This is a genomic window from Psychromonas sp. MME2 (assembly GCF_040566515.1).
Classification (GTDB): Bacteria; Pseudomonadota; Gammaproteobacteria; order Enterobacterales; family Psychromonadaceae; genus Psychromonas.
In genome coordinates this window covers 160306-184260 of record NZ_JBEWXI010000007.1, presented here as the reverse complement: position 1 = coordinate 184260, position 23955 = coordinate 160306, and the positions used below count along the sequence as shown (strand labels likewise).

The 23955-nt window shown below is 39.1% G+C and carries 24 protein-coding genes and 2 pseudogenes; 25 read left to right on the top strand and 1 reads right to left on the bottom strand.

The genetic code is table 11. The features are described from left to right. Nucleotides 1-91: 91 nt before the first annotated feature. From urtA to AB1A03_RS07815, 19 genes and pseudogenes are all read left to right on the top strand, one after another. Complete coding sequence (gene urtA, locus AB1A03_RS07910; protein ID WP_354624125.1) at nt 92-1375, top strand: urea ABC transporter substrate-binding protein; 1284 nt, start codon at nt 92-94, stop codon at nt 1373-1375. A gap of 75 nt (nt 1376-1450) precedes the next feature. Then, a pseudogene (urtB, locus tag AB1A03_RS07905) lies at nt 1451-3069 on the top strand (urea ABC transporter permease subunit UrtB). Further along, entirely contained in the window at nt 3069-4235 is a 1167-nt protein-coding gene (gene urtC, locus AB1A03_RS07895) for an urea ABC transporter permease subunit UrtC (RefSeq protein ID WP_354624122.1), read from the top strand. Before urtB ends, urtC begins: the two are co-directional and overlap by 1 nt. After that, a complete protein-coding gene (urtD, locus tag AB1A03_RS07890; protein ID WP_354624121.1) occupies nt 4235-5044 on the top strand; it encodes an urea ABC transporter ATP-binding protein UrtD in 810 nt (269 codons plus the stop codon). The genes urtC and urtD overlap by 1 nt, the downstream gene beginning before the upstream one ends. Nucleotides 5045-5046: 2 nt before the next feature. Then, nucleotides 5047-5742 carry an urea ABC transporter ATP-binding subunit UrtE gene (gene urtE, locus AB1A03_RS07885; protein WP_354624119.1) on the top strand — a complete coding sequence of 232 codons (696 nt, stop codon included), beginning with the start codon at nt 5047-5049 and terminating at the stop codon, nt 5740-5742. A gap of 34 nt (nt 5743-5776) precedes the next feature. Next, nucleotides 5777-6685 carry an urease accessory protein UreD gene (locus AB1A03_RS07880; protein ID WP_354624117.1) on the top strand — a complete coding sequence of 303 codons (909 nt, stop codon included), beginning with the start codon at nt 5777-5779 and terminating at the stop codon, nt 6683-6685. 12 nt (nt 6686-6697) lie between these two features. Then, a complete protein-coding gene (locus AB1A03_RS07875) occupies nt 6698-7000 on the top strand; it encodes an urease subunit gamma (protein ID WP_354624116.1) in 303 nt (100 codons plus the stop codon). An 11-nt stretch (nt 7001-7011) separates the two neighbouring features. Then, nucleotides 7012-7247: pseudogene (gene ureB / locus AB1A03_RS07870) on the top strand (urease subunit beta); the annotation flags it as partial. Nucleotides 7248-7317: 70 nt separating this feature from the next. Then, on the top strand, nt 7318-9021 hold the full coding sequence (ureC, locus tag AB1A03_RS07865) for an urease subunit alpha (RefSeq protein WP_354624115.1): 1704 nt from the start codon (nt 7318-7320) through the stop codon (nt 9019-9021). 14 nt (nt 9022-9035) lie between these two features. Next, nucleotides 9036-9509: an urease accessory protein UreE gene (locus AB1A03_RS07860; RefSeq protein WP_354624114.1), complete on the top strand. Its 474-nt coding sequence runs from the start codon at nt 9036-9038 to the stop codon at nt 9507-9509. Continuing rightward, the gene (locus AB1A03_RS07855) at nt 9463-10194 is read left to right on the top strand and encodes an urease accessory protein UreF (RefSeq protein WP_354624113.1); all 732 of its coding nucleotides are present in this window, start codon (nt 9463-9465) and stop codon (nt 10192-10194) included. The genes AB1A03_RS07860 and AB1A03_RS07855 overlap by 47 nt, the downstream gene beginning before the upstream one ends. Before the next feature lie 42 nt (nt 10195-10236). Continuing rightward, nucleotides 10237-10848 (top strand): urease accessory protein UreG, encoded by a 612-nt coding sequence (gene ureG / locus AB1A03_RS07850; protein WP_354624112.1) that lies wholly within the window; start codon nt 10237-10239, stop codon nt 10846-10848. A 34-nt stretch (nt 10849-10882) separates the two neighbouring features. Next, the gene (locus AB1A03_RS07845) at nt 10883-11071 is read left to right on the top strand and encodes a hypothetical protein (protein ID WP_354624111.1); all 189 of its coding nucleotides are present in this window, start codon (nt 10883-10885) and stop codon (nt 11069-11071) included. 373 nt (nt 11072-11444) lie between these two features. Further along, complete coding sequence (locus tag AB1A03_RS07840; protein ID WP_354624109.1) at nt 11445-12242, top strand: ETEC_3214 domain-containing protein; 798 nt, start codon at nt 11445-11447, stop codon at nt 12240-12242. Between the two features lie 41 nt (nt 12243-12283). Further along, nucleotides 12284-12880, top strand: a complete 597-nt coding sequence (locus AB1A03_RS07835; RefSeq protein ID WP_354624107.1) for an LPP20 family lipoprotein — start codon at nt 12284-12286, stop codon at nt 12878-12880. 49 nt (nt 12881-12929) lie between these two features. Then, nucleotides 12930-13235, top strand: coding sequence for a hypothetical protein (locus AB1A03_RS07830; protein ID WP_354624106.1), 306 nt, complete (start codon nt 12930-12932; stop codon nt 13233-13235). Between the two features lie 35 nt (nt 13236-13270). Further along, complete coding sequence (locus tag AB1A03_RS07825) at nt 13271-14263, top strand: transglycosylase SLT domain-containing protein (RefSeq protein ID WP_354624104.1); 993 nt, start codon at nt 13271-13273, stop codon at nt 14261-14263. A 19-nt stretch (nt 14264-14282) separates the two neighbouring features. After that, entirely contained in the window at nt 14283-15278 is a 996-nt protein-coding gene (locus AB1A03_RS07820; protein ID WP_354624103.1) for an LPP20 family lipoprotein, read from the top strand. A gap of 100 nt (nt 15279-15378) precedes the next feature. Beyond that, nucleotides 15379-16383 carry a hypothetical protein gene (locus tag AB1A03_RS07815; RefSeq protein WP_354624102.1) on the top strand — a complete coding sequence of 335 codons (1005 nt, stop codon included), beginning with the start codon at nt 15379-15381 and terminating at the stop codon, nt 16381-16383. Between the two features lie 63 nt (nt 16384-16446). Here the strand turns inward: AB1A03_RS07815 and AB1A03_RS07810 are convergent, their stop codons facing one another. Continuing rightward, nucleotides 16447-16827: a hypothetical protein gene (locus tag AB1A03_RS07810; RefSeq protein WP_354624101.1), complete on the bottom strand. Its 381-nt coding sequence runs from the start codon at nt 16825-16827 to the stop codon at nt 16447-16449. Nucleotides 16828-17357: 530 nt separating this feature from the next. Between AB1A03_RS07810 and proB the strand changes: the two genes are divergently transcribed. From proB to nifH, 6 genes are all read left to right on the top strand, one after another. Further along, a complete protein-coding gene (proB, locus tag AB1A03_RS07805; protein ID WP_354624100.1) occupies nt 17358-18497 on the top strand; it encodes a glutamate 5-kinase in 1140 nt (379 codons plus the stop codon). Nucleotides 18498-18856: 359 nt separating this feature from the next. Continuing rightward, a complete protein-coding gene (locus tag AB1A03_RS07800) occupies nt 18857-20104 on the top strand; it encodes a cyclic di-GMP phosphodiesterase (RefSeq protein WP_354624099.1) in 1248 nt (415 codons plus the stop codon). A gap of 853 nt (nt 20105-20957) precedes the next feature. Then, complete coding sequence (locus AB1A03_RS07795) at nt 20958-21641, top strand: glutathione S-transferase family protein (protein ID WP_354624098.1); 684 nt, start codon at nt 20958-20960, stop codon at nt 21639-21641. A gap of 153 nt (nt 21642-21794) precedes the next feature. Next, complete coding sequence (locus AB1A03_RS07790; RefSeq protein ID WP_354624097.1) at nt 21795-22295, top strand: GNAT family N-acetyltransferase; 501 nt, start codon at nt 21795-21797, stop codon at nt 22293-22295. An 82-nt stretch (nt 22296-22377) separates the two neighbouring features. Then, a complete protein-coding gene (locus AB1A03_RS07785) occupies nt 22378-22725 on the top strand; it encodes a RidA family protein (RefSeq protein WP_354624096.1) in 348 nt (115 codons plus the stop codon). A gap of 257 nt (nt 22726-22982) precedes the next feature. Further along, nucleotides 22983-23945, top strand: coding sequence for a nitrogenase iron protein (gene nifH / locus AB1A03_RS07780; RefSeq protein ID WP_502945932.1), 963 nt, complete (start codon nt 22983-22985; stop codon nt 23943-23945). Nucleotides 23946-23955 lie beyond the last annotated feature (10 nt).

The following is a 23955-nucleotide window of genomic DNA, read 5'->3' as shown; positions in this document are numbered from 1 at the left end:
CATAGATACTAATTCCACTTGAAGAAAGGTTGTGATTAAGGTTTTCACATCTACACAGTTAACACGTCATCATAAAGAAAGGGAACTAACTATGAAACTTAAAAAATTAATTGTTGCAAGTTCGATTGTTGCGAGCGGATTAATGACCAACGTTGCACATGCTGCAGATAACATTAAAGTCGGTGTTTTACACTCGTTGTCAGGCACGATGGCCATCAGTGAAACGACCCTTAAAGATACGGTATTAATGATGGTCGCAGACCAGAATGCCAAAGGCGGATTGCTGGGTAAAAAATTGGAAGCCGTGGTGGTAGATCCCGCCTCTAACTGGCCGCTATTTGCAGAAAAAGGACGTGAGCTGCTAGCAAAAGATAAGGTCGATGTCATTTTCGGTAGTTGGACTTCCGTTTCACGTAAATCGGTATTGCCCGTTTTAGAAGAGCTGAACGGCTTAATGTTCTACCCTGTACAATACGAAGGTGAAGAGTCATCTAAAAACGTATTCTACACGGGTGCAGCGCCAAACCAACAGGCGATTCCAGCCGTTGATTATCTAATGAATGATATCGGCGCACAACGCTGGGTGCTACTAGGAACAGATTACGTATATCCTCGTACAACCAATAAAATCCTGGAAGCTTACCTTATTTCCAAGGGTGTGAAGAAAGAAGATATTATGATCAACTACACCCCATTTGGTCACTCAGATTGGCAAAACATCGTTGCTGACGTGAAAAAATTCGGTTCAGAAGGTAAAAAAACAGCCGTGGTTTCTACCATTAATGGTGATGCAAATATTCCATTTTACAAAGAGTTAGGTAATCAAGGTATCACAGCTGAAGATATTCCTGTGATCGCATTCTCTGTTGGTGAAGAAGAGTTATCAGGCTTTGATACTAAACCTCTTGTCGGTCATCTTGCTGCATGGAACTACTTCCAAAGCGTTGAAACGCCAGAGAACACAGCCTTCATTGCTAGCTGGAAGAAGTACATTGGCGATAGCAAACGCGTTACTAACGATCCGATGGAAGCGACCTATATCGGTTTCAAAATGTGGGTGAAAGCGGTAGAAAAAGCAGGAACAACTGATGTTGATGCCGTTGAACAAGCGATGATTGGTATTGCTGTACCGAACTTAACGGGTGGTATCGCGGTCATGAATGCTAACCATCACCTATCAAAACCAGTATTAATTGGTGAAATCCAAGAAGATGGTCAATTTGAAGTGGTTTGGTCTACTCCTGATACGGTTATTGGCGATGCATGGTCTGACTTTTTACCAAGCTCTAAAAACCTCATTTCAGATTGGACTGCGCCAGTTAAATGCGGCAACTTTGATGTCACTACTGCCAAATGTTCTGGTCAAAAATTCTAAGCAAAGTTAAATAACCTTGACGGGAGGTGAGTTCACCTCCCTTTTTATGTAGTAAAAAATATAAAGGAAGAGATCATGTTGCGACTTTTTTCTGTGTTATTTTTCTGTTTAATGTCGTCATATACCTCTGCTACTAGTGACACACAAGAAACATCAACACTGGCACCACTCATCAAACAGTTACCAACGACTTCATTAAGAGAGATGGATGCATTAATCGAACAGATAGCAGATATACCATCACCGCAAGCAAAGCTGCTTCTCGAGAAATTACTCGATGGTGACCTCTATTATCTAAAAGCGAACAAACAAATCGTAGCGGTACAAATCAATGCAGAAAACAAATATCAACTCACGGATATTTTAACTAACGAAACACTCAACGCTGTCAGTAAATCCGCTATCAAAAAAGTAAAAACCAATAACTCACTGCGCGGACAAATTCGCACCCTCTTAGCGAACCTAAACTTAAGCAACAGCGATAGAACAATACGACTCGATGCCCTTAATCAATTACTTAATAATCCCAATGAATTAGGCTTAAAAACAGTAAAAAAACGAGTTAAAACCGAACAAGATAGAGAGATCCGTGAATTAATGGCTGATTTGTTATTAATCCATCAACTCGAAGTGGGCAGTGATGCTGAAAAAATGGTCGCGGCAGCACAATTAAAAGATAGCCTACAACCCGCAGTGAAAAATGCACTGGTACAACAGTTAGATAAATTAGCAACACAAGGTGAAAAAACAGAATTAAAAAGTGCATTAACCAATGCGATTGACAAAATAGAGCAACAAGCGACCATCTATCAGTTCGCAGAGCATCTCTTTTTTGGTTTGAGTTTAGGCTCGGTATTATTACTCGCGGCGATCGGTCTTGCGATTACCTTTGGGGTAATGGGCGTTATTAATATGGCGCATGGCGAAATGATGATGCTCGGTGCCTATACCACCTATGTTATTCAACAAACTTTTCCAACACTGATTGAGTATTCGCTATTAATGGCCATTCCTGCAGCTTTTGTCGTTTCAGGGTTAGTCGGCATATTGATTGAGCGTGGCGTGATCCGTTTCCTAAAGGGACGCCCCCTCGAAACACTATTGGCAACCTTTGGTATTAGTTTAATTTTACAACAATTAGTTAGAACCATATTCTCCCCCTCAATCGTCAAGTAGAAGCCCCCCAATGGATGACGGGTTCACTGCAAATTAACCCTATTTTCTCATTAACTTATAACCGTTTATATATCATTCTCTTTTCGCTAATGGTGTTTTTCTCACTATTAATGATATTAAAGAAATCATCGCTGGGTTTACATGTGCGCGCTGTTTCACAAAATCGCGATATGGCCAGAGCACTGAGTATCAAAAGCTCATGGGTAGATGCCATTACCTTTGGTTTAGGATCTGGTATTGCTGGGATTGCCGGCGTTGTACTTAGCCAATTAACCAATGTTGGCCCCAACTTAGGACAAGCTTACATCATCGATTCCTTCCTCGTCGTGGTATTTGGCGGTGTTGGTAACCTATGGGGAACCTTGGTTGCGGCACTGACATTAGGTACATTTAATAAATTTTTAGAACCATGGATGGGGCCTGTACTGGCGAACATCATTGTTTTAGTCGGTTTAGTGCTGTTTATTCAAAAACGACCTAAAGGACTATTTCCACAGAAAGGGAGAGCAGCAGAATAATGAAAACTTTACTCAACTCAGCGACGTTTAAAGAACTTAAAAGTTTACATGTTGTTATCGCGATCTTATTTATCTCGACCCTTTATGTAAGCAGCTGTAATTTACTCTTTAGCGAGGGGACATTACTGCATGTCAGCGATTATACGGTTAGTTTATTAGGTAAATATCTCTGTTATGCCCTGCTTGCCCTCGCCGTTGACCTCGTTTGGGGCTATTGCGGTATTTTAAGCTTGGGTCACGGCGCATTTTTTGCACTCGGTGGTTATGCCATGGGGATGTATCTGATGCGTCAAATAGGGGATCGTGGTGTTTATGGCAATCCTGAACTACCCGATTTTATGGTCTTCTTAAACTGGACGGAACTGCCATGGTATTGGCTTGGTTCAAATAGCGTATTATTCACTATTGTGATGATCTTTGCGGGCCCCGGTTTATTAGCTTATATTTTTGGCAGCCTTGCTTTTCGCTCTCGGGTGAGTGGGGTTTATCTCTCGATCATGACACAGGCGATGACCTACGCACTGTTACTCTCATTCTTTCGCAATGAGATGGGCTTTGGTGGTAACAATGGATTAACCGACTTTAAAGAGATATTTGGTTTTTCATTGCAATCACCCAACACTAAATTAGCACTCTTTATCGCCACCGCTATTGCACTCGCGATTGGCTATGCGATCAGTGATTTCATTGTTAACTCGAAGATGGGACGCGTCGTGACCGCGATCCGAGATGCAGAAGATCGTGTACGCTTCGTCGGGTATAAGCCTGAGCACTATAAAGTATGGATATTTGTTGTCTCTGGGATGCTTGCTGGCTTAGCTGGCGCACTTTACGTGCCGCAGGTTGGTATTATTAATCCCGGTGAGTTTTCACCACTTAACTCAATTGAAATGGTTATTTGGGTCGCGATTGGTGGACGAGGAACCTTATATGGCGCATTGATTGGGGCGATAGTTGTAAGTTATGCTAAAACCCGTTTTACCGCCATCATGCCAGAAGCCTGGTTATTCGCTTTGGGAGGGTTGTTTGTATTAGTGACCTTACTATTACCAAAAGGTTTAGCGGGCCTACTTGGTAATCTACTTAATAAAATAGATCCCCCTCCCACATCCGACCAATTGGAAAAATCCCCCGCCACATCGACTCTTGCTGCGGAGAATAAATAATGATTATTGATAAAACAGGATCGCCCATCTCCTCAAAAGAGAATATCAGACCAGATACCACGCATGGCGTTATTCTTTATGTGGAAGGTGTTAGCGTTAGCTTTGACGGCTTTAAAGCCTTAAACGATCTCAATCTGTATATCAAAGATGGTGAATTGCGCTGTTTAATTGGTGCCAATGGCGCGGGTAAAACCACACTAATGGATGTCATAACGGGTAAAACTCGCCCTGATAGTGGCAAGGTAAACTTTGGTCAGCAGGTCGATCTGCTAAAATTAAATGAGTCGGAAATTGCACGTGCGGGTATTGGCCGTAAATTTCAAAAACCGACGGTCTTTGAGGCACTCTCTGTGGTTGAAAATATCGAACTCAGTCTTAAGGGCGATAAAGGTATTTGGACAGCACTGTTCCATAAATTAAGTGGCGAACAGCAAGATAAACTTGATGATGTACTTACAACCATCGGCCTCACCGCTGAACGCAACTATCCCGCAGGACGTCTATCACATGGACAAAAACAGTGGTTAGAGATAGGCATGTTACTCGCTGCTGAGCCTCGTTTACTCTTAGTTGATGAACCCGTGGCAGGTATGACGGCACAGGAGACAGAGCGCACGGCGGAACTATTAACCTCCTTAGCAGGAAAACATTCCGTTGTTGTGGTTGAACATGATATGGCTTTTGTTCGCTCCATTGCCCGTAAAGTGACCGTACTACACCAAGGTTCGGTGTTAGCAGAAGGAAGCATGGATGAAATACAAGCCAACAAAAATGTCAGAGAAGTTTATTTAGGTGAGGAGCAAGCTTAACCATGATTGAATTAAAATCAGTGAATCAAAAATATGGCGGCACACAAATTTTGTGGGATCTTGACCTAAAAATAGAGAAAGGCTCACGCACCTGTATCATGGGACGTAATGGGGTAGGTAAAACCACCCTACTCAAAACCATCATGGGACTATTACCCATTAGCTCAGGCAGCATCACCATTAACGATATCGACATGAGTAAAAGTAGCGTCGAGAAACGTCCAGAGATTGGGGTTGGCTACGTACCACAGGGGCGACACATATTCCCACAACTGACGGTAGAAGAGAATTTAAAAATAAGTTTGAACTGTTCACGCCAAGAGAGCCGTATCATCCCTACTCACATCTATCGACTTTTTCCCGTGCTAAAAGAGATGCTTAATCGTCGAGGGGGGGATTTATCCGGCGGGCAGCAACAGCAGTTGGCTATTGCCAGAGCCTTAGTGCTCAACCCAGATATTTTAATATTAGATGAGCCCAATGAGGGCATTCAACCCAACATCGTTCAACTCATTCGAGATGTGTTGTTGAAATTAAATAAAGAGATGGGGATGACCATTATTTTGGTGGAGCAAAAACTCCCCTTTGCACGCGCTGTGGGTGAAAATTTCCACCTCATGGAAAAAGGTCAGGTCATTGCCTCGGGTGAAATGAGTGAATTAACTGATGAATTAGTTGGCAAACACTTAGCAGTGTAATAAATTAACCCATAATGAAAAATGATAACCATGGATGTCTCATTTAATCATGTTAACAAGTACAGTAGAAAAACCGATAAAAAATCAATGGCTTGCTAGTTTAAGGTTAGAGTTTAGTGATACCGCTGTTGGTACACAACTAACCCGGACGCAACGCCAAGGGCCATTATCGGTCCAAAAAGCCTTTTATCCTGAAGGCCGAGATTGTGCACATATTTATCTGTTACATCCACCTGCAGGGATAGTCTCAGGCGATGAGCTACGTATCTCCGTTGCGATTAATACCAATGCCCATTTACTTTTCACCACCCCTGGTGCAGGGCGTTTCTATCGCGCGCGTGAAGATTTATCCATTGGTGATACTAAACAGAGTCAAATCACCACACTGCAAATCGCGAAACAAGGTAAATGTGAAAATTTTCCACAGGAAACCATTGTCTATGAAGGCGCAGATGGCTTTAACTGCGTTGATATTGAACTCAGCTCAGAGAGCACTTATCTGGGTTGGGACATTACCTGCCTTGGTTTACCCGATTCAGGGCAATATTTTAAAAAGGGTAAATATTGTCAATTAAATCGCCTTTTCTGCGATGGTAAGCTGATTTACCATGACCGTATCGCCCTATCAAGTGATAATAATATTCTCCACCATCCAGCAGGCTTAGCTGGTCATAGCGTATTTGCTACTTTTTTAGTTTACGCTCGTCAACAATTAGGCAGCGCCTTGCAACGTAAAGAGTTAGTCGAACAACTACGTGAACTAATGATTAAATCACAATCTGAACAAAAAATTAGTATCACCGATATTAATGGCTTATTAGTGATCCGCTATTTAGGCCAGCATGCACAGGAGTGCAAAGGGTTATTTATCTCTCTATGGCAGATATTGAGGCCGCTTCTGTTAGATAAAATAGCTATTCAACCGCGTATTTGGCATACATAAAAAGAGACCATTATGGATTTATTACCGAGAGAAAAAGACAAGCTATTAATTTTTACCGCAGCGTTATTGGCTGAGCGCCGTTTAAATCGCGGTTTAAAACTCAATTATCCAGAAGCGATGGCTTATATTTCGATGGAGATCATCGAAGGGGCGCGTGATGGAAAAAGCGTGGCTGAGATGATGGATTATGGCCGTACCCTACTGACTCGAGAACAGGTGATGGAAGGCGTTGCAGAATTAATCCCCGAAGTACAAGTTGAAGCAACCTTTCCCGATGGCACCAAGTTAGTCACAGTGCACAACCCGATTATTTAGTGGAGTAAATTATGATTCCAGGTGAAATAAAAACAGACGCCGGCGAACACCAACTCAATGTCGGATGTGAAAAAATAGAGGTGAACGTTGCTAACTCAGGTGATAGACCTATCCAAATCGGGTCGCATTATCATTTTTATGAAGTGAATCCAGCCTTAAAATTTGATCGTGAAAAATGTAAAGGCTTCCGTCTTGATATCACATCAGGCACCGCGGTGCGTTTGAACCCGGGCAACAACGACAAGTTACATTAATTGCCTATCGTGGTAAACGTCGCGTGTTTGGCTTTCGCGCAACAGTTCAAGGAGATCTCTAAGATGGCTACAATTGATAAGCATTCCTATGCCCATATGTTTGGACCAACGGTCGGAGACAGAGTGCGCCTTGGTGATACCGACCTTTGGCTAGAAGTAGAAAAAGATTACACGGAGTATGGCGAAGAAGTTAAATTTGGTGGCGGTAAGGTGATCCGTGATGGCATGGGACAAAGCCAAGCATCCTGTTTTGATACCGTCGACCTCGTCATCACCAATGCACTAATCCTCGACCACTGGGGAATAGTTAAGGCCGATATTGGCATTAAAGATGGCCGAATCACGATTATTGGTAAAGCGGGTAACCCAGATATCCAAGATAACATTGATATTGAAGTGGGCCCAGGAACCGAGGTCATTGCAGGTGAAGGGCAGATTGTTACAGCTGGTGGCATCGATGCCCATATTCACTTTATCTGCCCACAACAAATTGAGGAAGCCTTAATGTCGGGTGTTACCACCATGATTGGAGGCGGTACGGGCCCTGCTACTGGCACAAAGGCGACAACCTGTACACCGGGGCCGTGGAACATTCATAAAATGTTACAGGCGACCAATGATTTTGCCATGAATTTTGGCTTTCTCGGTAAAGGCAATGCCAGTTTACCACAGGCATTAGAAGAGCAAATTGAAGCAGGTGTATGTGGCTTAAAACTACATGAAGATTGGGGAACAACACCCGCAGCCATCGATAACTGTTTATCCGTCGCAGAGCGCTATGATGTCCAAGTGGCCATTCATACGGACACCTTAAATGAGTCTGGATTTGTCGAAGATACCATGGCGGCATTTAAAGGAAGAACCATCCACACTTACCATACCGAAGGGGCTGGTGGTGGCCATTCTCCCGATATTATTCGCGCCTGTGGTGAGCCCAATGTACTGCCATCATCGACCAACCCGACGCGCCCGTACACAATTAATACCATTGATGAACATTTAGATATGTTGATGGTATGCCATCACCTTGATCCCTCTATTCCTGAAGATGTCGCCTTTGCCGACTCACGTATTCGTAAGGAAAGCATCGCCGCTGAGGATATTATGCATGATTTGGGAGCGATCAGTATGATCTCCTCTGATTCTCAAGCGATGGGACGAGTTGGCGAGATGATCACTCGTACATGGCAAACAGCTCACAAGATGAAACAACAACGCGGCCCCCTTGCCCCCGATACTGAGCGCAATGATAACTTCCGTTTAAAACGTTATATTGCAAAATACACCATCAACCCGGCAATCAGCCATGGCATTAGTCATGAAGTTGGTTCCGTCGAAGTGGGAAAATTGGCTGATTTAGTGCTATGGAAACCCGCCTTTTTTGGTATAAAACCAGCTCTGATCTTAAAATCAGGCTTCATTGCAGCCGCCCCAATGGGCGATGCCAATGCATCGATTCCAACACCACAGCCCGTCTATTACAGACCAATGTTTGGCTCCTTTGGATTAGCGGCAGCAAAAACGTCGATGACCTTTTTATCTCAAGCGGCAATTGATAAAGGCGTTCCCGAAAAAATAGGTATGACACGTATGGTTGGCGTCTGTAAAAATACCCGTAATATTGGTAAAGACGATATGGTTCATAACAGTTGGCAACCTAAAATAGAAGTCGATGCGCAAACCTATGAAGTGCGAGCCAATGGTGAGCTACTCACCTGCAAACCTGCCACGGAATTACCCCTTGCACAGCTGTATAGCTTATTTTAAAAATGGATATAAAAATGTTACAAGTTTATGAAAGACTCGACCATACCCACGATAGCATCAATGATTCGATCACTTTAGACCATGACACGCGTAAAAAGGCGCGCATCAAAGGGCAAACCGATAACGGCATAATGGTGGGGATTTTTGTCGAACGTGGCCACCCTCTTTTAGTCGGTGAAATATTAAAAACAGAATGCGGTTTACTGATTGAAGTAAAAGGCAAAGAAGAAGCGGTATCCACTGCCATTGCTAATGATTGGATGAGCTTTAGTAAAATCTGTTATCACCTCGGAAACCGTCATACATCACTACAAATAGGTGAGTTATGGGTACGTTTTAAGCCCGACCATGTATTAGAAGAGCTCGCTGAAAACTACGGCTTAACGATTGACCGCACCCCCGCTGTTTTTGAACCCGAAAATGGCGCCTATGGAGCACGTAGTGGACATAGCCATGGGCTCGGTCATGGGCATAGCCATGCACATTAATCGCGCGGATCCACTCAAACTTAATCGCCTATTACAGCTTTGTAGTGCAAATTTACCCGTAGGTGGATTTTCATTCTCACAGGGGCTCGAATATGCCATTGAAATGGATTGGATCCGTTGTCCGATAAGTACACAAAGTTGGATCGAATTAAATTTAAGTCAATCCATTGCACGAACTGACTTAGCGATATTAAAACGTCTCTATCAGGCACTACATGAGCAAGACGTTGAACGCTTTAAATTTTATAACCAACACTTAATTGCCTGTCGGGAAAGTAATGAATTACGCATGGCTGACCTTGCCATGGGGAAAGCCTTAGTACGCTTATTAAAACAGCTAGATAAAGTTGATATAGATGATTATTTACCGCTTTTAAATGAACCTGAAATCAGCTTTGTTAGTGCATTTGCAATCACAGCCTATCTCTTTGAGCTAGATTTAATCACAGCACAAAGTGGCTTTTGCTGGACCTATATTGACAATCAAGTGGCTGCTGCAACTAAGTTAGTTCCCCTGGGGCAAACTCAATCGCAAAATTTACTCTTTTCCCTAACAGAGGGGCTAGAGAACATTATCGCTATTGCAAATCAACTTGACGATCACGAAATTGGGGGAAGTTTACCGCACTTAGCGATGGCAAGCGCATGGCATGAAACACAATACACAAGATTATTTCGTTCTTAAAAACGTCAATCTATAGACACATAATTTAATGAGAAAGCAAAAATGAGAAAAAAACAGTTATTACGCATTGGTGTTGGCGGCCCAGTAGGATCGGGTAAAACCGCCCTACTCAGCCAATTATGTTTAGCGCTACGCGACAAATACGATATGGCGGTCGTGACTAATGATATCTATACCCACGAAGATGCACAGTTTTTAACACGTAACGATGCACTATCTGAAGATCGCATCATCGGCGTAGAAACGGGTGGTTGCCCTCATACTGCCATTCGCGAAGATGCATCGATGAATTTAGCTGCCATTGATGAATTACATGAACGTCATCCCAACCTAGATTTCGTCTTAGTCGAAAGTGGTGGAGATAACCTGAGTGCCACCTTTAGCCCAGAACTATCAGACTTAACACTTTATGTTATTGACGTTTCTGCAGGCGATAAAATTCCGCGTAAAGGTGGCCCAGGGATCACCAAATCAGACCTATTAATTATTAATAAAATTGATGTTGCCGAATTAGTAGGTGCTTCATTAGAGGTCATGGATAGGGATGCGAAAAAAATGCGCGGGGATAAACCATTTATCTTTAGTAACATGAAAACGCAACAGGGTTTAGCTGAAATTATTGAATTTATTGAAACGGAAGGCATGCTCAAGTAAGCCTATCACTATGACGACTAAAAAAGGAAACACCATGAAATATTTTACACTTATGTTTGCACTACTACTGAGTTCACAAGCTTTCGCTCACGATGACCATGCGCTAGGTGATGGTACTTTACATCTTATATATCATGCGATTTTTTGGGGGCTATTTGCTCTTATCATCGTAAAAGCGGTCACTTATTTTAAAGCAAAGAAAAAGCATCACACAGATAACTAATACCATTTCACATGGTATGTGGTCATAGCTTATTGAAAAAATGAGGGTTAGTTAGATACATGATTGAGTAATAGCAGGCTATTGCGATTAAGTGCCACGTAACTATCCCTTATTTTAACCAATAAAATAAATCCAATACTTTTGCGGATTGATATTAATAGCAGCTAATTAGCTATGCAGAAAAATATTTATTTTGAAAAAACAAAAGCATTGTCTTTTATTTGTACAACAAGACAAATCAAACATGACTCAAATCAATTCTTTGTGAATTACTGTGCCTTGTTCATAGAATATGAAATTTTTGTATCATAGTATGTACTCTATTATTTGCCAATAATTGGTGTGCTTTTGGACGTAGGGAGATATTGCATTGATGCAAGATGAAGAAGTTAGGGAAGCATCTCATCATAACGAGATAGAAATTGAGCCCCCCACTCCCCTGTCTAAAATTAAGAATATTGCTATTACTATCATGGCATTAATGATTTCGATGGGACAATGGAATGATACAAAAGATGTCGCAATTAGTGCCTATGAAGAGATTATTTCAAGATTCACGAATCAAGTTGAATATGATCGTATCAGTCAACTTCGCATCGGTTTTACCCGCGAATATGTGCATCAATTATTAGGCCAACCTCAAGTAATAAGAACATCAAAGCAACACCAAGAAGTGAAATATTATTATTATAATTCAGATAAATACCTTCTTACTACGTTTATACAATCAGACCGATTGGTGGGTTTTTCAGTCCTAGCAAAAAAAAATGACTTTGAAGCGCCTATTCCATATTTGGGCTTATTTTTAAATAATAATGTTATTGCTAACTACTTACCCTCTCAGGAAATAATAAGAACTGAGGCCAATAACATTGAATATTATGCAGAAACATACGAATTAAGTAAAAACCTTATGTTCTATAACCTGGTGCTAGGTAGAGTCAATTATCAACCTTCTGAACTTAATCATAGCGAACAAATCAGAGCAATTAATCAGCGCTTAAATACAGGAGAGGAGTTCGATTTATCCGCTGACACGCTTTCATCGTCGATTACCACCAACTTCTACTCGATAACAGAATTAGATTCTGATAGTAGCTTTGAAGCACTACTCAGTGAATATGAAATGAATGCCGCATTTGGGCAAATAACAACAATTAATGGCAAGTAATAGGCATTAATTTCATTTAACATTTAATTAAAGGATTAAACATGTTTAAAAAAAATATCGCGTTATTATCACTCGTGGGCTTATTAAGCGCATGTCAAAGCACTTCAAATGTTGAAGATCTGCAATCAATGGCCTGTTTTTATCCTGACGCTCCCAAAGAAGAAGCGCCTAAATGGGTGTGTGGCATAACCCCACAAGGTCTAGAAATAAGCGCAACAGGTTTTGCTAAAAAGAATGTCGCAGGGACCAGTATCATGAGCGATATTTCAGTCAATGATGCTCGTGTAAATTTAGCTCGACAATTTGAAGTGAATGTACAAAGCATCATAAAAACAGCGACCACCTCAAACACTGATTCATCCAATGAAGCTATTAATGAAAATGTAAATGAATACTTTGAAAAAGTAACAAAAAGTATATCTAGCACAGTCTTGAATAACTCTCGCATAATTACTAAACGCACTAGCCCAGCAGGTGGTTTATATACATTAGTCGGTATGGACAAAACGACTTTTGATATGAATTTTGAAAAAGTCATTAAAAAAGCGGAAGCAAAAGATGCTGAGCTATGGAACAAATTTAATGATAAAAAAACCAGCGAAGCACTAGAAAAAATCGTAGCTAAATTAAGCAAGTAAAATTATGAGGCACAATATTTAATTGTGCCTTAATCATTCAGAGGGAACTATGAAATTTATAAAAATAAGTATTCTTTGCCTTGCATCTATCATAACTCACCCATCACTTTGTAATGACTTATTTGATGAATTTGATCAAGAGATTGAGTCGTTTGAACATCCCGATACAGATCAAATGATTAAGGAGTACATTAGTTTTGTACAAGATTACTTAACTGAATATGATCAATGGAGAAAATCATATCTGAATGATTACGATAAAAAACAAGAAAAAATCATTAATCGTTGGGGCGCATCTACAGCTGATAACCAGGGTAATGTAGAATATTCGGACGATTTATCTAGCCAACCCTAGTTGATTATGAAAATAATGAAGTGGTAGTCGAAGTATTGGTCCCAATCGATACTAGCACAACAGAAGCTAACGAATTATTAGCTAAAGAAGTTGAAAAAAATATAATAAAAGAACAACAAAACGCATTGTCTAATGAACTTCCAGCAAAAATAAACAGTGAAAAAATAGTTGTTACCCCTGTACAATTTAATAAAAAAGATGAAGAAATAGCAAAACAAAATATCCAAAAACAAACGACCGCGTATAAAATTGAAGCGGATCTCAAGTCCGATCAACTCGCCATAAAGACTGTCGAAATACCCTATCAAATTATTGAAGAAGCAACAGTTGCACAGCAAATATCGCTCGAAAAAGAGCAAGCGGAAAGAATTAAAAAAGTAGAAAAGCAATATCAAGTTTTGCGCCAGACAGAGCCAAAACCACAACGAAAAATATTAAAATACACAGTACAATTACCAACCAATAGCCTAGGTAAACGAGCTAAAAAATATAGCCCCTTTGCCGAAAAAGAGAGCAAACGTTTTGATATTCCAGTTGCATTGATCATGGCCATTATGCATTCAGAGTCAGCATTCAATCCTAAAGCAAAATCTGCAGTACCAGCCTATGGATTGATGCAAATCGTACCTCGCACGGCAGGGCATGACGTTAACAAACTGGTTCGCTTAATTGATAAACCAATGAAACCTGTTGAGCTCTATGTGCCAGAAGTGAATGTAGAAACGGGTAGCGCATACCTCAACATATTAGATCAACGCTACCTCAAGTCGATCAAGGATCCTGAAAGTCGCCTATATTGCACTATTGCAGCCTATAACACGGGTGCGGGCAATGTAGCTAAAGTATTCAACAAAAAAGGGGATGGTAATACTCGTAATATTAATCGTGCGGCAAAAATCATCAACCAACTCTCTCCTAGTGAGGTTTATCAAGCCTTAATGGAGCGATTACCCTATGACGAAACCAAACATTACTTAAAAAAAGTATCAAAGCGAATTTCATTATACGAAGTAAAGAGTACAACATAAATTAAATAGGATAAATGTAATGCAACAACTTAATGCTACAAGGTTAAATTATTATTTATCTTTAATTTTAATCTTTTTTCTACAGGGATGTGCTTCAACTAATAGCGACCAGCAGAAAACTCCAGAATGGGTACTAACACCCACACAGGACACCGCTCAATATATCTATGGCATAGGTCAAGGAACTACTTTAGATGAAGCAAAACAACACGCTTTAAAAACGCTTGCCAGTAAATTTTCAGTTAGTGTGAACAGCGATACTTTACATAAACAATCGTTGCATAATGGGCGCACTGACGAACTTTTTTCACAAGAGATTAACACCCACGTAAAAGCAATTGAATTTACTCACTTTGAACAAATAAAAGCAGAGCAAGTAAAACAACAATACTACATGTTAGTGGCAATCAATCGACAAGGATTTATTAACAATAACAAATCTAAGTTAGCGGCTATTAGAAGTGATATTAGTACCATGTTAGCTGATGTTAATAATAAAAGTAAAATAGAGAAACTGTATGTCTATAATAAGCTACAAAAGGAAGTTACCAAGGCAGAACCCCTGCTCTATTTAATTGCCGTTGCAGACAACTCGTTTGACATGACTCCCTACAGCAAAGAGTTTTATTCATACTCGCAAAAAGAAAATGAGTTATTACTATCGACTAAGTTCTCAATAAAATCAGACCAAAAAACTCGCCCCATCAGTAATTTATTCACAGATATAATGCAAACCTATGGGTTTCAAGTGACAGAATCTAATCAATCAGACGCCATTATTGAACTGAATGGAAAAGTCAAAAATAGCAAACATTTTTCCACTTATAACAGCCGTATCGATTTTAATTTTAGGGTAAAATCCAACCAAGGAAATATTTATAGTAAAAAAGACTACAGCCTCAATGGAGCCTCTATAACAAGCAACCAGGCAGCCTACGAAAATGCAGTTAATAAATTTTTAACTCTCGCTAAAACTCGTGAAGATATCTACCTAATATTAGGTTTTGAAGAATAATGTTAAAAATAATAAAAAAGAAGCGTTAGCGCATAATAAATTCATACAAATATGGATATAACCCCACAATTCAGTACTGAATTTAAATTAAGGAATATAAATGAATAAAAAGTTATTATCAGCGATTATCATTGCTACTCTAGGGCTTAGCGGGTGTGGTCCGACAAAAGTCAATCCAGAAACCTATACAGAGGTATCGTTACAAAAAGCAGACCTCATGCCAACGAAAGAGAGTCTTTCTGGTAAAAAGCAAAAAATCGTTATATTTGCCCCAGACACCTCAGATTTAGAGCTTGCTAAAATAAGCCATGCTGATGTTACTATGGTTAATACATTGGAGAAATATTTAGCTGATGTAGGTGTCGAGATTGTTGATAGAAAAATTGCAAATAAGCTTAAAAGTGAACTTGCCTTAGCTGAATCAAAGGGTAAATCAGAATATGATGGCCCAGAAATCGCGAATTATGCAATCAGCGGAAAAATATCAGATATTCTTTTAACCTCTTCTTTCACGGAACGAAAAACTCGAAAAACTAAAAAAGGTAAAACTCGAGTCACTCCTGCCCATTGTGATTTTGATGCAACCGTATCAGCTAATTTGAAGCTCTATAAATTACCAGGACTTGCTTTCGCAAAAACAATTCCTGTTACTTATACCAAAAGCATGCAGACAGAAACAACTAATAGTAAATGCCCGATAAGCAACGAAACAGCAATCGCCTTAATAGGCAAAGCCGCTAAAAAAGCAATCAAGAGTGAACGCACCGAATTTCAAAATTTCTTTTCACCCAAAGCCTATGTTTTAGCTAGAAAAACGAATGGTGATAACAACCTATTTAAAATATCAGCGGGCAAAAATTTCGGCTTTATTCCGGAATCAACGATTACATTCTATACATTAAGCTTAGATAAAAATCCCATTACTGGTGATGTCATGACAGAAGAATCTGCAATTGTTGAAGGAACGGTGACGGCTAACCTTATCGGTGACAAATATGCTTGGATACTTGTAGAGGGGGAAGAAGCCGAGAAAATCAAATTAGGTGATTACGTTAAAGTAAAATATGAACAGACAACATTAGGTAGCCTGCTGGGCATAAATTAACTCATATTTAATCCCTTTTATGTTACTCATTTGGCCAAAATTTTGGCCAAATGTTATTTACTATTATTTAACAGCCTTAGCACTCTGCCTCTTAAACCACTCTTTCGAATCTTCAATTTTCGTAAAAATTTCAGCATTAGTTTTTACCGATTTTTTAAGAAGTAACGCTTGCATATTATTTGAAACCACGACGGCAGATAATATACAGCCATTTTTTTCATACCAGTCATGTATTACTCTGCATTTATCTACTACATTGGGGGAAGCCATTACCTCATCATCCCATATTTCAAGGCGTTTCCAGTGATTAATTGAGCGATTTAACACAGACTTTCTTATTAAAGAAATATAGTAATCAAACCCTTCCTCATTGAAAGGCCCTTTGACGATTAAGGTTAGCAACTCCCCTTCCCAAGAGAAACATATATCTCCATGCTTATTCAAACACACCTCCAGATCAACGTTATATACGGTTGGGTTAATGCTAATCCGCATAAGTATCGACTCTCTCTTATTTTTCCTCAATAAGCTACGCCATAATATAATGCGGAATGGTATAAGTATAAGTATAAAAACTTAGAGAAGTCACTTAAACAAAAATAAATTTTAGCAATACTGCTTGGAAAAAATCAGTACAACATACGATATATTATCAATATGTCCCCCTCTATCGAGGACCAGTAAATAGAAAAATAGATAATCAACAAAATATCTAGTTAAAATTATGATATACTGCCCACCGCAACACAATAAATGGTCTCATTTTTTGTGTCCGCACGCTTTAAGTCAACTTAGATTACTCATCATAAAATGGTTAATTATACAATCTAAATGCACCTGCCCGCCGTAGAAACGCAAGTTTCACATACTATAAATTTAAAACAGTAACATACTGCAATTAATCGTTTATTACTCTTGCGATTAAAATTGCACATGCAAAAAAGAGTAAAGTAGTACGCTTAAACAGAGGAAATATGAAAAATTATCAATGGAAACGGATTGTATTGAAAGTAGGTAGCGCATTAATCGCACCAGATAGAAAAGGATGTAGTTCTCGCTATTTACTTCATATCGCTAAATTTATATTACAATGCAGAGATATGGACATACAGGTTATTCTTGTTTCTTCCGGTTCAGTCGCCGCTGGCGCTCATTTTTTTGGCAATATAGAAACCCCTTCACTCGCAATAAAGAAAGCGATGGCCGCTGCAGGTCAGAATGAAATGATGGCAGCATGGGATCGTTTTTTTGACTTTCCATCAGCGCAAATATTGCTAACACACGGAGATCTCCGCGATAAAGAGAGATATGACAGTATTAGAGAGACTGTTTTCGCATTACTTGATAATAACATCTTACCCATTATCAATGAAAACGATACTGTGACAACCGATGAATTGAAAGTCGGAGATAATGATAATCTATCGGCAATGGTAGCTGCAGCAGCCGATGCTGATTCGCTAATAATCTGTTCTGATGTCGATGGTTTATATGATAAAAACCCTCATACCAATACAAATGCTAAGCTCATTAAAGAAGTCTGTAATATCGATCAAGATATTTATAGCATGGCTGGTGGCGCGCACAGCAGTGTCGGAACTGGCGGAATGAAAACTAAAATAGAAGCCGCAGAGAAAGCAACTTCACATGGTATAAAAACATTTATTGTTAATGGCTTTAAAGAAAGTTCATTTGAGCAATTAATACAAGGCAATAATCCAGGTACCGTGTTTACTCCCTATGAAATGCCGATGCAGGAAAACTTACATTGGTTAACTCATACAGCGCGAGCGCAGGGTGAATTAGTGATAGAAAATAATCTCGACTCACCATTTACGGAGCAGACAGAACAACTAACAAGCAATGACATCATCAAAGTACATGGTGATTTTTCTGTAGGGGATACCATTCTAATTCGCAGTAATGACGGAAAACACTTAGCCAAAGCGGAAGCAAATTATAGCAGTTGCCTACTTAATTTTATTGCTAACCAAGACAATGGCGAAGATGAAAATGAATTTCAACAACATACAGGTCCAATCATAGACAATAAAAATATTGCCGTTCTAGAACAAGAAAATAGTGAATTATGGCGTCAGAACGAAGCAGAATAGGACGCACAATAAATTAATACTATTTTGATACTCCATCCTTAATATTGATTAGCCTAAAATATATTAATAGCATAATCAATATTAAGGATTGTCATGACTGGCCTACTTTACTGTTTAAAATCAATTTATTATTCGTTATAACTTTCTACAAAATGAACAATAAGTTACATCAACTAATGCCTCTCATTAAGTTTTTACCACATAAAATTTCGACTAAATACTTAACCTAATGAGTATAATCACTCGTATTATGAACGTTATTTCATAAAGCTAAATATAGATTTTGACGCAGGCAAGATATCTAGCTATTCTAGGTGATTTTGGCACAACATAATTTAATTATTTTAATTGGTAGATTAATGGGTAAAATAAAATTATCAACTGATAGACTTGCTATTGGCTTATATATTCAGCTTCCTAGTCAGTGGGGGGAGCACCCTTTTCTTTTTAATAGCTTTAAAATTAAAGATCAGCAACAAATTAAAATATTGCAATCACTAAGTAGCAAATATGTTTTCTATGTTCCAGAAAAAAGTGATGCGCTTCCCGCAGCCCAAAACGTGCTTCCCCAAGAAAAAGATAAAGAGGACCCTTTTCTGGAGGCTTTATGGAAATTAAAGCACCAACGTGTAGAGGCAAATAAGAAATATCTACGTGACTTACGTAAATGCCAAAATGAGTTTGATCAGTCATTGGTCGCTGTTCGGGCTATTAATTTAAAACTCAACAATCAAAGTACACAAGCCATCGGTGAAGCTCATGAGTTGATTAGCAAGATTTGTAGTAAATTAATTGATGGTAACAATAACGTTCTACATTTAATGGAAAATGGAAAAAATGGAAATAAAGGTGGTCAGCAACATAGCCATGCATTCCATGTATCAATATTAGCCATGATATTAGGGAATGCACTTGACCTTTCTGAGCAAGAACTCATTTATCTTGGTTTAGGTGGGTTATTTCATGATATAGGTAAAAGCAAAGTCCCCGATCAAATTCTTAATAACAAACCGAAAATCACAACGGCTGAAAATAATTTTTATAAAATGCATGTACTTTATGGTGTCGAAAAAAGTAAAACAATTGCGGAACTATCTGAACCTATACGTGAAATAATTGGCCAACATCATGAATACTTAGACGGTAGTGGTTACCCAGAGAAATTACGCGATAACGAAATTACGCTACTGTCACAAATTGTGACCGTTGCTAACGAATATGACAACATGTGTAATCCAACGGATAAGTCACCTCGCCGCACCCCCTACCATGCACTCTCTTACCTCTATAAGAACAAGAGCAAGCAACTAAATAAAGAAGTACTGGGTATTCTAATAAAAAAACTTGGAGTATATCCTCCCGGCTGTTTTGTGCAGCTTTCCAACCAACAAATAGGCTTGGTTATCAGCGTAACTGAAAATAATATTTTACAGCCTAATATCCTAATTTATGACCCTTCTATTCCGAAAAATGAAGCTCCGATCATCGCATTAAGTGAGAAAGAGTTAAAAATCGAGAAAGTTATCTCCATGGCGCAACTGCCAGAACAAATAAAAGAGTATTTAAATCCATGCGAAACCGTCAGCTACTACTTTGACAAAGAATAAATACAATCACTAACCTCTATCCCATGTTACTTCGAAGAGATAAAAAGGTAATCACTGTTTCTCATACCTGACACTATAAATTAACAAACATTATTTATTAATGCTCATTAGATATGGCAAGCTTGACGCTCCTTTTTTCAGTTACTTTGATTTGATATCACTTTGTTTCTTTATATATTCACAAAAACAAAAAAGTGTAATAAAAGAACACAAAAGCATGGCACCCATCACACAAAAAAAGATATTACGCGATATGAATAACTTTTTATTTATTTTTTCAAAATAATTGTAAATAAATTTCATTTCACTATTTACATTAAAATGTGATCTGTGTAACATTTACTCATCCATTAAGGATAACAAAATAAAACCACATAAATGACAAAAGGAAATAATTATGGATATGCAATCTCTTTATACAGGTATGAACTTTTTAGCTTACAGCAAGAGCGATAAAAATAGTAAGCGTGCAGAAACTAAAGGTAAACTTACTTTCAAATTCTTAAAAAGATAATGCCGATGGTATTGGTTAGAAAAAACCACACCTCAAAAATTAATCTAAAAGTGGAAGGAGCCTTTTGAATATAAGTAAAAAGGAAATCCTCCACTTTTTCGTATTTAACACCAGCCAATAAATAATATACACGAACCTTCATTGAATCCCCTTTAACTCTTTTTATCTGCAATACAATGCTTTTCCTTGCAACAAAAAGTCGATAATGTAATATTGATGTATATCAAAGCAAGTTAACTATAAATTACCGCTAAATACCCATTATCAATCTAGTAAATATCATATAACTCATTGATCCGCTCTATCTATTGCTAACAGTCACAGATAAGGAAATGTCAGATGATGATTCTACATATAGCAAATAAAAACTACTCATCTTGGTCTCTTAGACCTTGGGTATTAATGAAGGAATTAGACATTCCATTCACAGAGGAGTTTCATCCCTTCGGTAAACAAGCTAATTGGGATGATTACAAAAAAGTGAATCCCGCTGGATTAGTCCCCTGCTTAATCGATAATGAGCTACTCATATGGGACTCTTTAGCCATTATTGAGTTTCTTGCCGAGCAGTACCCACAGGTATGGCCAAACGATCAAAAAGCGCGAGCTTGGGCGAGATCAGCAAGCGCAGAAATGCACTCCGGATTTTCAGCACTGCGCACCGCTTGCTCAATGAGCTGTGGTTTACGAGCAACACTGCATGATATGACACCTGCTCTGCTGAAGGATATCAAACGGATTGACGATATTTGGCAAGAGGGCTTACAAAAATTCTCAGGGCCATTTTTAGCAGGCAGTCAATTTACCGCGGTTGATGCTTTCTATGCGCCGGTTGCATTTCGCATACAAACCTATAGCCTTGATTTAAGCCCCATATCATCAGCCTATTTACAAAGATTACTGGCCGTTCCCGCTATGCAGCTTTGGTATGAACAAGCATTACAGGAAAAAGACAGAGAAGAAAACCATGAGGCCGAAATAGAGAGCTTTGCAACAACAACGGCTGATTTTCGCAACATATAACCATGATACTTCAAGATACACAGTCAACAAGAAAAAGCGTACCGAGATGCGGGGCATAAATAAAAGTATTGTGATTCTACATCGAGATTTTATAACAAAGCAGATTGGTGCTATTTTTTGCCCTACGGGGCGCTTCTAGGAATACCGATAATAATGTCAGCGATAAAAATATTTTACTTAGAGATGAGATCAGCTAAGGATTTTCGAGCAAAAGAACAACCCGAAAATTTACAAGTTATTGAATTTGAAATAAAGGAGTATCGCTTTAACCGTTATCTTTATCAACTGATAGGGGAAACATGGAGTTGGACAGATAAACTCTCTCTCTCATCTGAGCAATGGCAGGATTATGCAGAAAACGACAATTTACGTACCTATGTCGCATACCACAAAGGTTCAATCGCTGGTTACTATGAGCTGCAACAACAAAGCGATGGTGATGTGGAAATCGTCTACTTTGGGCTAGCCCCTAAATTTTTAGGGATGGGATTTGGCGGCTATTTACTCAGCCACGCCATAAAATCAGCATGGTCATGGGAAGAAACTAAACGGGTATGGGTACATACCTGCTCATTAGACCATGAATCAGCGCTCCCCAATTATCAAGCCAGAGGCATGCTGCTCTATAAAACCGAAATAGCCCCATCAATATAAAATATGAAGTAGCAAAATAATGCACTATTAACCCCTTCTGTTAAGATAGTGCTTTATTTCCCCCTATTATAAGAGTGAAAAAATGGATATTCAGCGTATAAACCCAAGTGAAAAGTGGTCTGATGTCACTGTATTTAATAAAATCGCCCATTTTGTTGAAGTCGCGGCAGATGCCAGTGCCGACCTCCCCCACCAAATAGAGCAAGTATTCTCTCAAGCAGAGAATATGCTAGCGAGTGTCAATAGCGATAAATCGAGAATTTTATCGGTAACCATTTACCTAACTAACTTTGCACATTTAGCATTATTTAATGCGGCATGGGAAAAGTGGCTACCACAGGGTTGCGCGCCAAGTAGAGCCTGTTTAAAGGTTGAATTGGCCGATCCCGATTATTTAGTCGAAATAGCCTTTGTCGCTGCAGTAAAATAACAATACTCCCCACAACATCTTATCCAAGTATCGTAGTGGGGATGGCTTTGCCACCCTATTCTTACTCATTTACTCCCCTATCCAAATTAACCACACAATTTCGCTGCCTTGAATTGTCTGACTTGTTACAAAACCTATCTTTTTTGTGTTGTTAATATCTCCAAAAAAACTCTTTGCGACTAAAAAACATCAAATGAAAAATAATTAACAGTTAAAAATCAATAAGTTATGTTTTATTTATTTTTTTGGTACAGCACATGCAATTACCTATTCGGAAACAACAAATTATTCATTTATATCGACAACAGGAGTATGTGATTATGGCTATTCGTCAATGTGCAATTTATGGTAAAGGTGGTATTGGTAAATCTACTACAACGCAAAATTTGGTAGCAGCACTTGCTGAAGCAAATCAAAAAGTAATGATCATCGGATGTGATCCTAAGGCCGATTCTACTCGTCTTATCCTTCATTCTAAAATGCAAAACACCATTATGGAAATGGCAGCAGAAGCGGGATCTGTTGAAGATCTTGAATTAGAAGATGTATTACTAACAGGTTACGGCGATGTTAAATGTGTTGAATCAGGCGGTCCAGAGCCAGGTGTTGGTTGTGCGGGTCGTGGTGTTATCACAGCGATTAACTTCTTAGAAGAAGAAGGTGCTTATACGGAGGATTTAGATTTCGTATTCTACGACGTACTTGGGGACGTTGTATGTGGTGGTTTTGCGATGCCAATTCGTGAAAATAAAGCACAAGAAATCTATATCGTTTGTTCCGGTGAGATGATGGCGATGTACGCTGCGAACAATATCTCTAAAGGTATCTGCAAATACGCTAAATCAGGCAGTGTACGTTTAGCGGGTCTTATCTGTAACTCTCGTAACACGGCGCGTGAAGATGAGCTAATTATGGAACTAGCTCGCCAGTTAGGTACACAAATGATCCACTTTGTACCACGTGACAATATCGTACAACGTGCTGAAATCCGTCGTATGACAGTAATCGAATATGACCCAACTTGTAATCAAGCTGATGAGTATCGTGCACTTGCAAACAAAATCATCAATAACAAAATGTTTGTTATTCCAACACCAGTAACAATGGACGAACTTGAAGAACTACTCATGGGCTTTGGTTTGATGGAAGAAGAAGACGAATCAATTATTGGTAAAACAGCACAAGAACTCGCTGATGAAGCTGCCGCGGCAGTTGCGTAATCACTAAGGG

Excerpts from the sequence above, each read along its gene's own strand:
- urtA (WP_354624125.1), top strand. The coding sequence starts at position 92 with ATGAAACTTAAAAAATTAATTGTTGCAAGTTCGATTGTTGCGAGCGGA.
- urtC (WP_354624122.1), top strand. The coding sequence starts at position 3,069 with ATGAAAACTTTACTCAACTCAGCGACGTTTAAAGAACTTAAAAGTTTA.
- urtD (WP_354624121.1), top strand. The coding sequence starts at position 4,235 with ATGATTATTGATAAAACAGGATCGCCCATCTCCTCAAAAGAGAATATC.
- urtE (WP_354624119.1), top strand. The coding sequence starts at position 5,047 with ATGATTGAATTAAAATCAGTGAATCAAAAATATGGCGGCACACAAATT.
- AB1A03_RS07880 (WP_354624117.1), top strand. The coding sequence starts at position 5,777 with ATGTCTCATTTAATCATGTTAACAAGTACAGTAGAAAAACCGATAAAA.
- AB1A03_RS07875 (WP_354624116.1), top strand. The coding sequence starts at position 6,698 with ATGGATTTATTACCGAGAGAAAAAGACAAGCTATTAATTTTTACCGCA.
- ureC (WP_354624115.1), top strand. The coding sequence starts at position 7,318 with ATGGCTACAATTGATAAGCATTCCTATGCCCATATGTTTGGACCAACG.
- AB1A03_RS07860 (WP_354624114.1), top strand. The coding sequence starts at position 9,036 with ATGTTACAAGTTTATGAAAGACTCGACCATACCCACGATAGCATCAAT.
- ureG (WP_354624112.1), top strand. The coding sequence starts at position 10,237 with ATGAGAAAAAAACAGTTATTACGCATTGGTGTTGGCGGCCCAGTAGGA.
- AB1A03_RS07845 (WP_354624111.1), top strand. The coding sequence starts at position 10,883 with ATGAAATATTTTACACTTATGTTTGCACTACTACTGAGTTCACAAGCT.
- AB1A03_RS07840 (WP_354624109.1), top strand. The coding sequence starts at position 11,445 with ATGCAAGATGAAGAAGTTAGGGAAGCATCTCATCATAACGAGATAGAA.
- AB1A03_RS07835 (WP_354624107.1), top strand. The coding sequence starts at position 12,284 with ATGTTTAAAAAAAATATCGCGTTATTATCACTCGTGGGCTTATTAAGC.
- AB1A03_RS07830 (WP_354624106.1), top strand. The coding sequence starts at position 12,930 with ATGAAATTTATAAAAATAAGTATTCTTTGCCTTGCATCTATCATAACT.
- AB1A03_RS07820 (WP_354624103.1), top strand. The coding sequence starts at position 14,283 with ATGCAACAACTTAATGCTACAAGGTTAAATTATTATTTATCTTTAATT.
- AB1A03_RS07815 (WP_354624102.1), top strand. The coding sequence starts at position 15,379 with ATGAATAAAAAGTTATTATCAGCGATTATCATTGCTACTCTAGGGCTT.
- proB (WP_354624100.1), top strand. The coding sequence starts at position 17,358 with ATGAAAAATTATCAATGGAAACGGATTGTATTGAAAGTAGGTAGCGCA.
- AB1A03_RS07800 (WP_354624099.1), top strand. The coding sequence starts at position 18,857 with ATGGGTAAAATAAAATTATCAACTGATAGACTTGCTATTGGCTTATAT.
- AB1A03_RS07795 (WP_354624098.1), top strand. The coding sequence starts at position 20,958 with ATGATGATTCTACATATAGCAAATAAAAACTACTCATCTTGGTCTCTT.
- AB1A03_RS07790 (WP_354624097.1), top strand. The coding sequence starts at position 21,795 with ATGTCAGCGATAAAAATATTTTACTTAGAGATGAGATCAGCTAAGGAT.
- AB1A03_RS07785 (WP_354624096.1), top strand. The coding sequence starts at position 22,378 with ATGGATATTCAGCGTATAAACCCAAGTGAAAAGTGGTCTGATGTCACT.
- nifH (WP_502945932.1), top strand. The coding sequence starts at position 22,983 with ATGCAATTACCTATTCGGAAACAACAAATTATTCATTTATATCGACAA.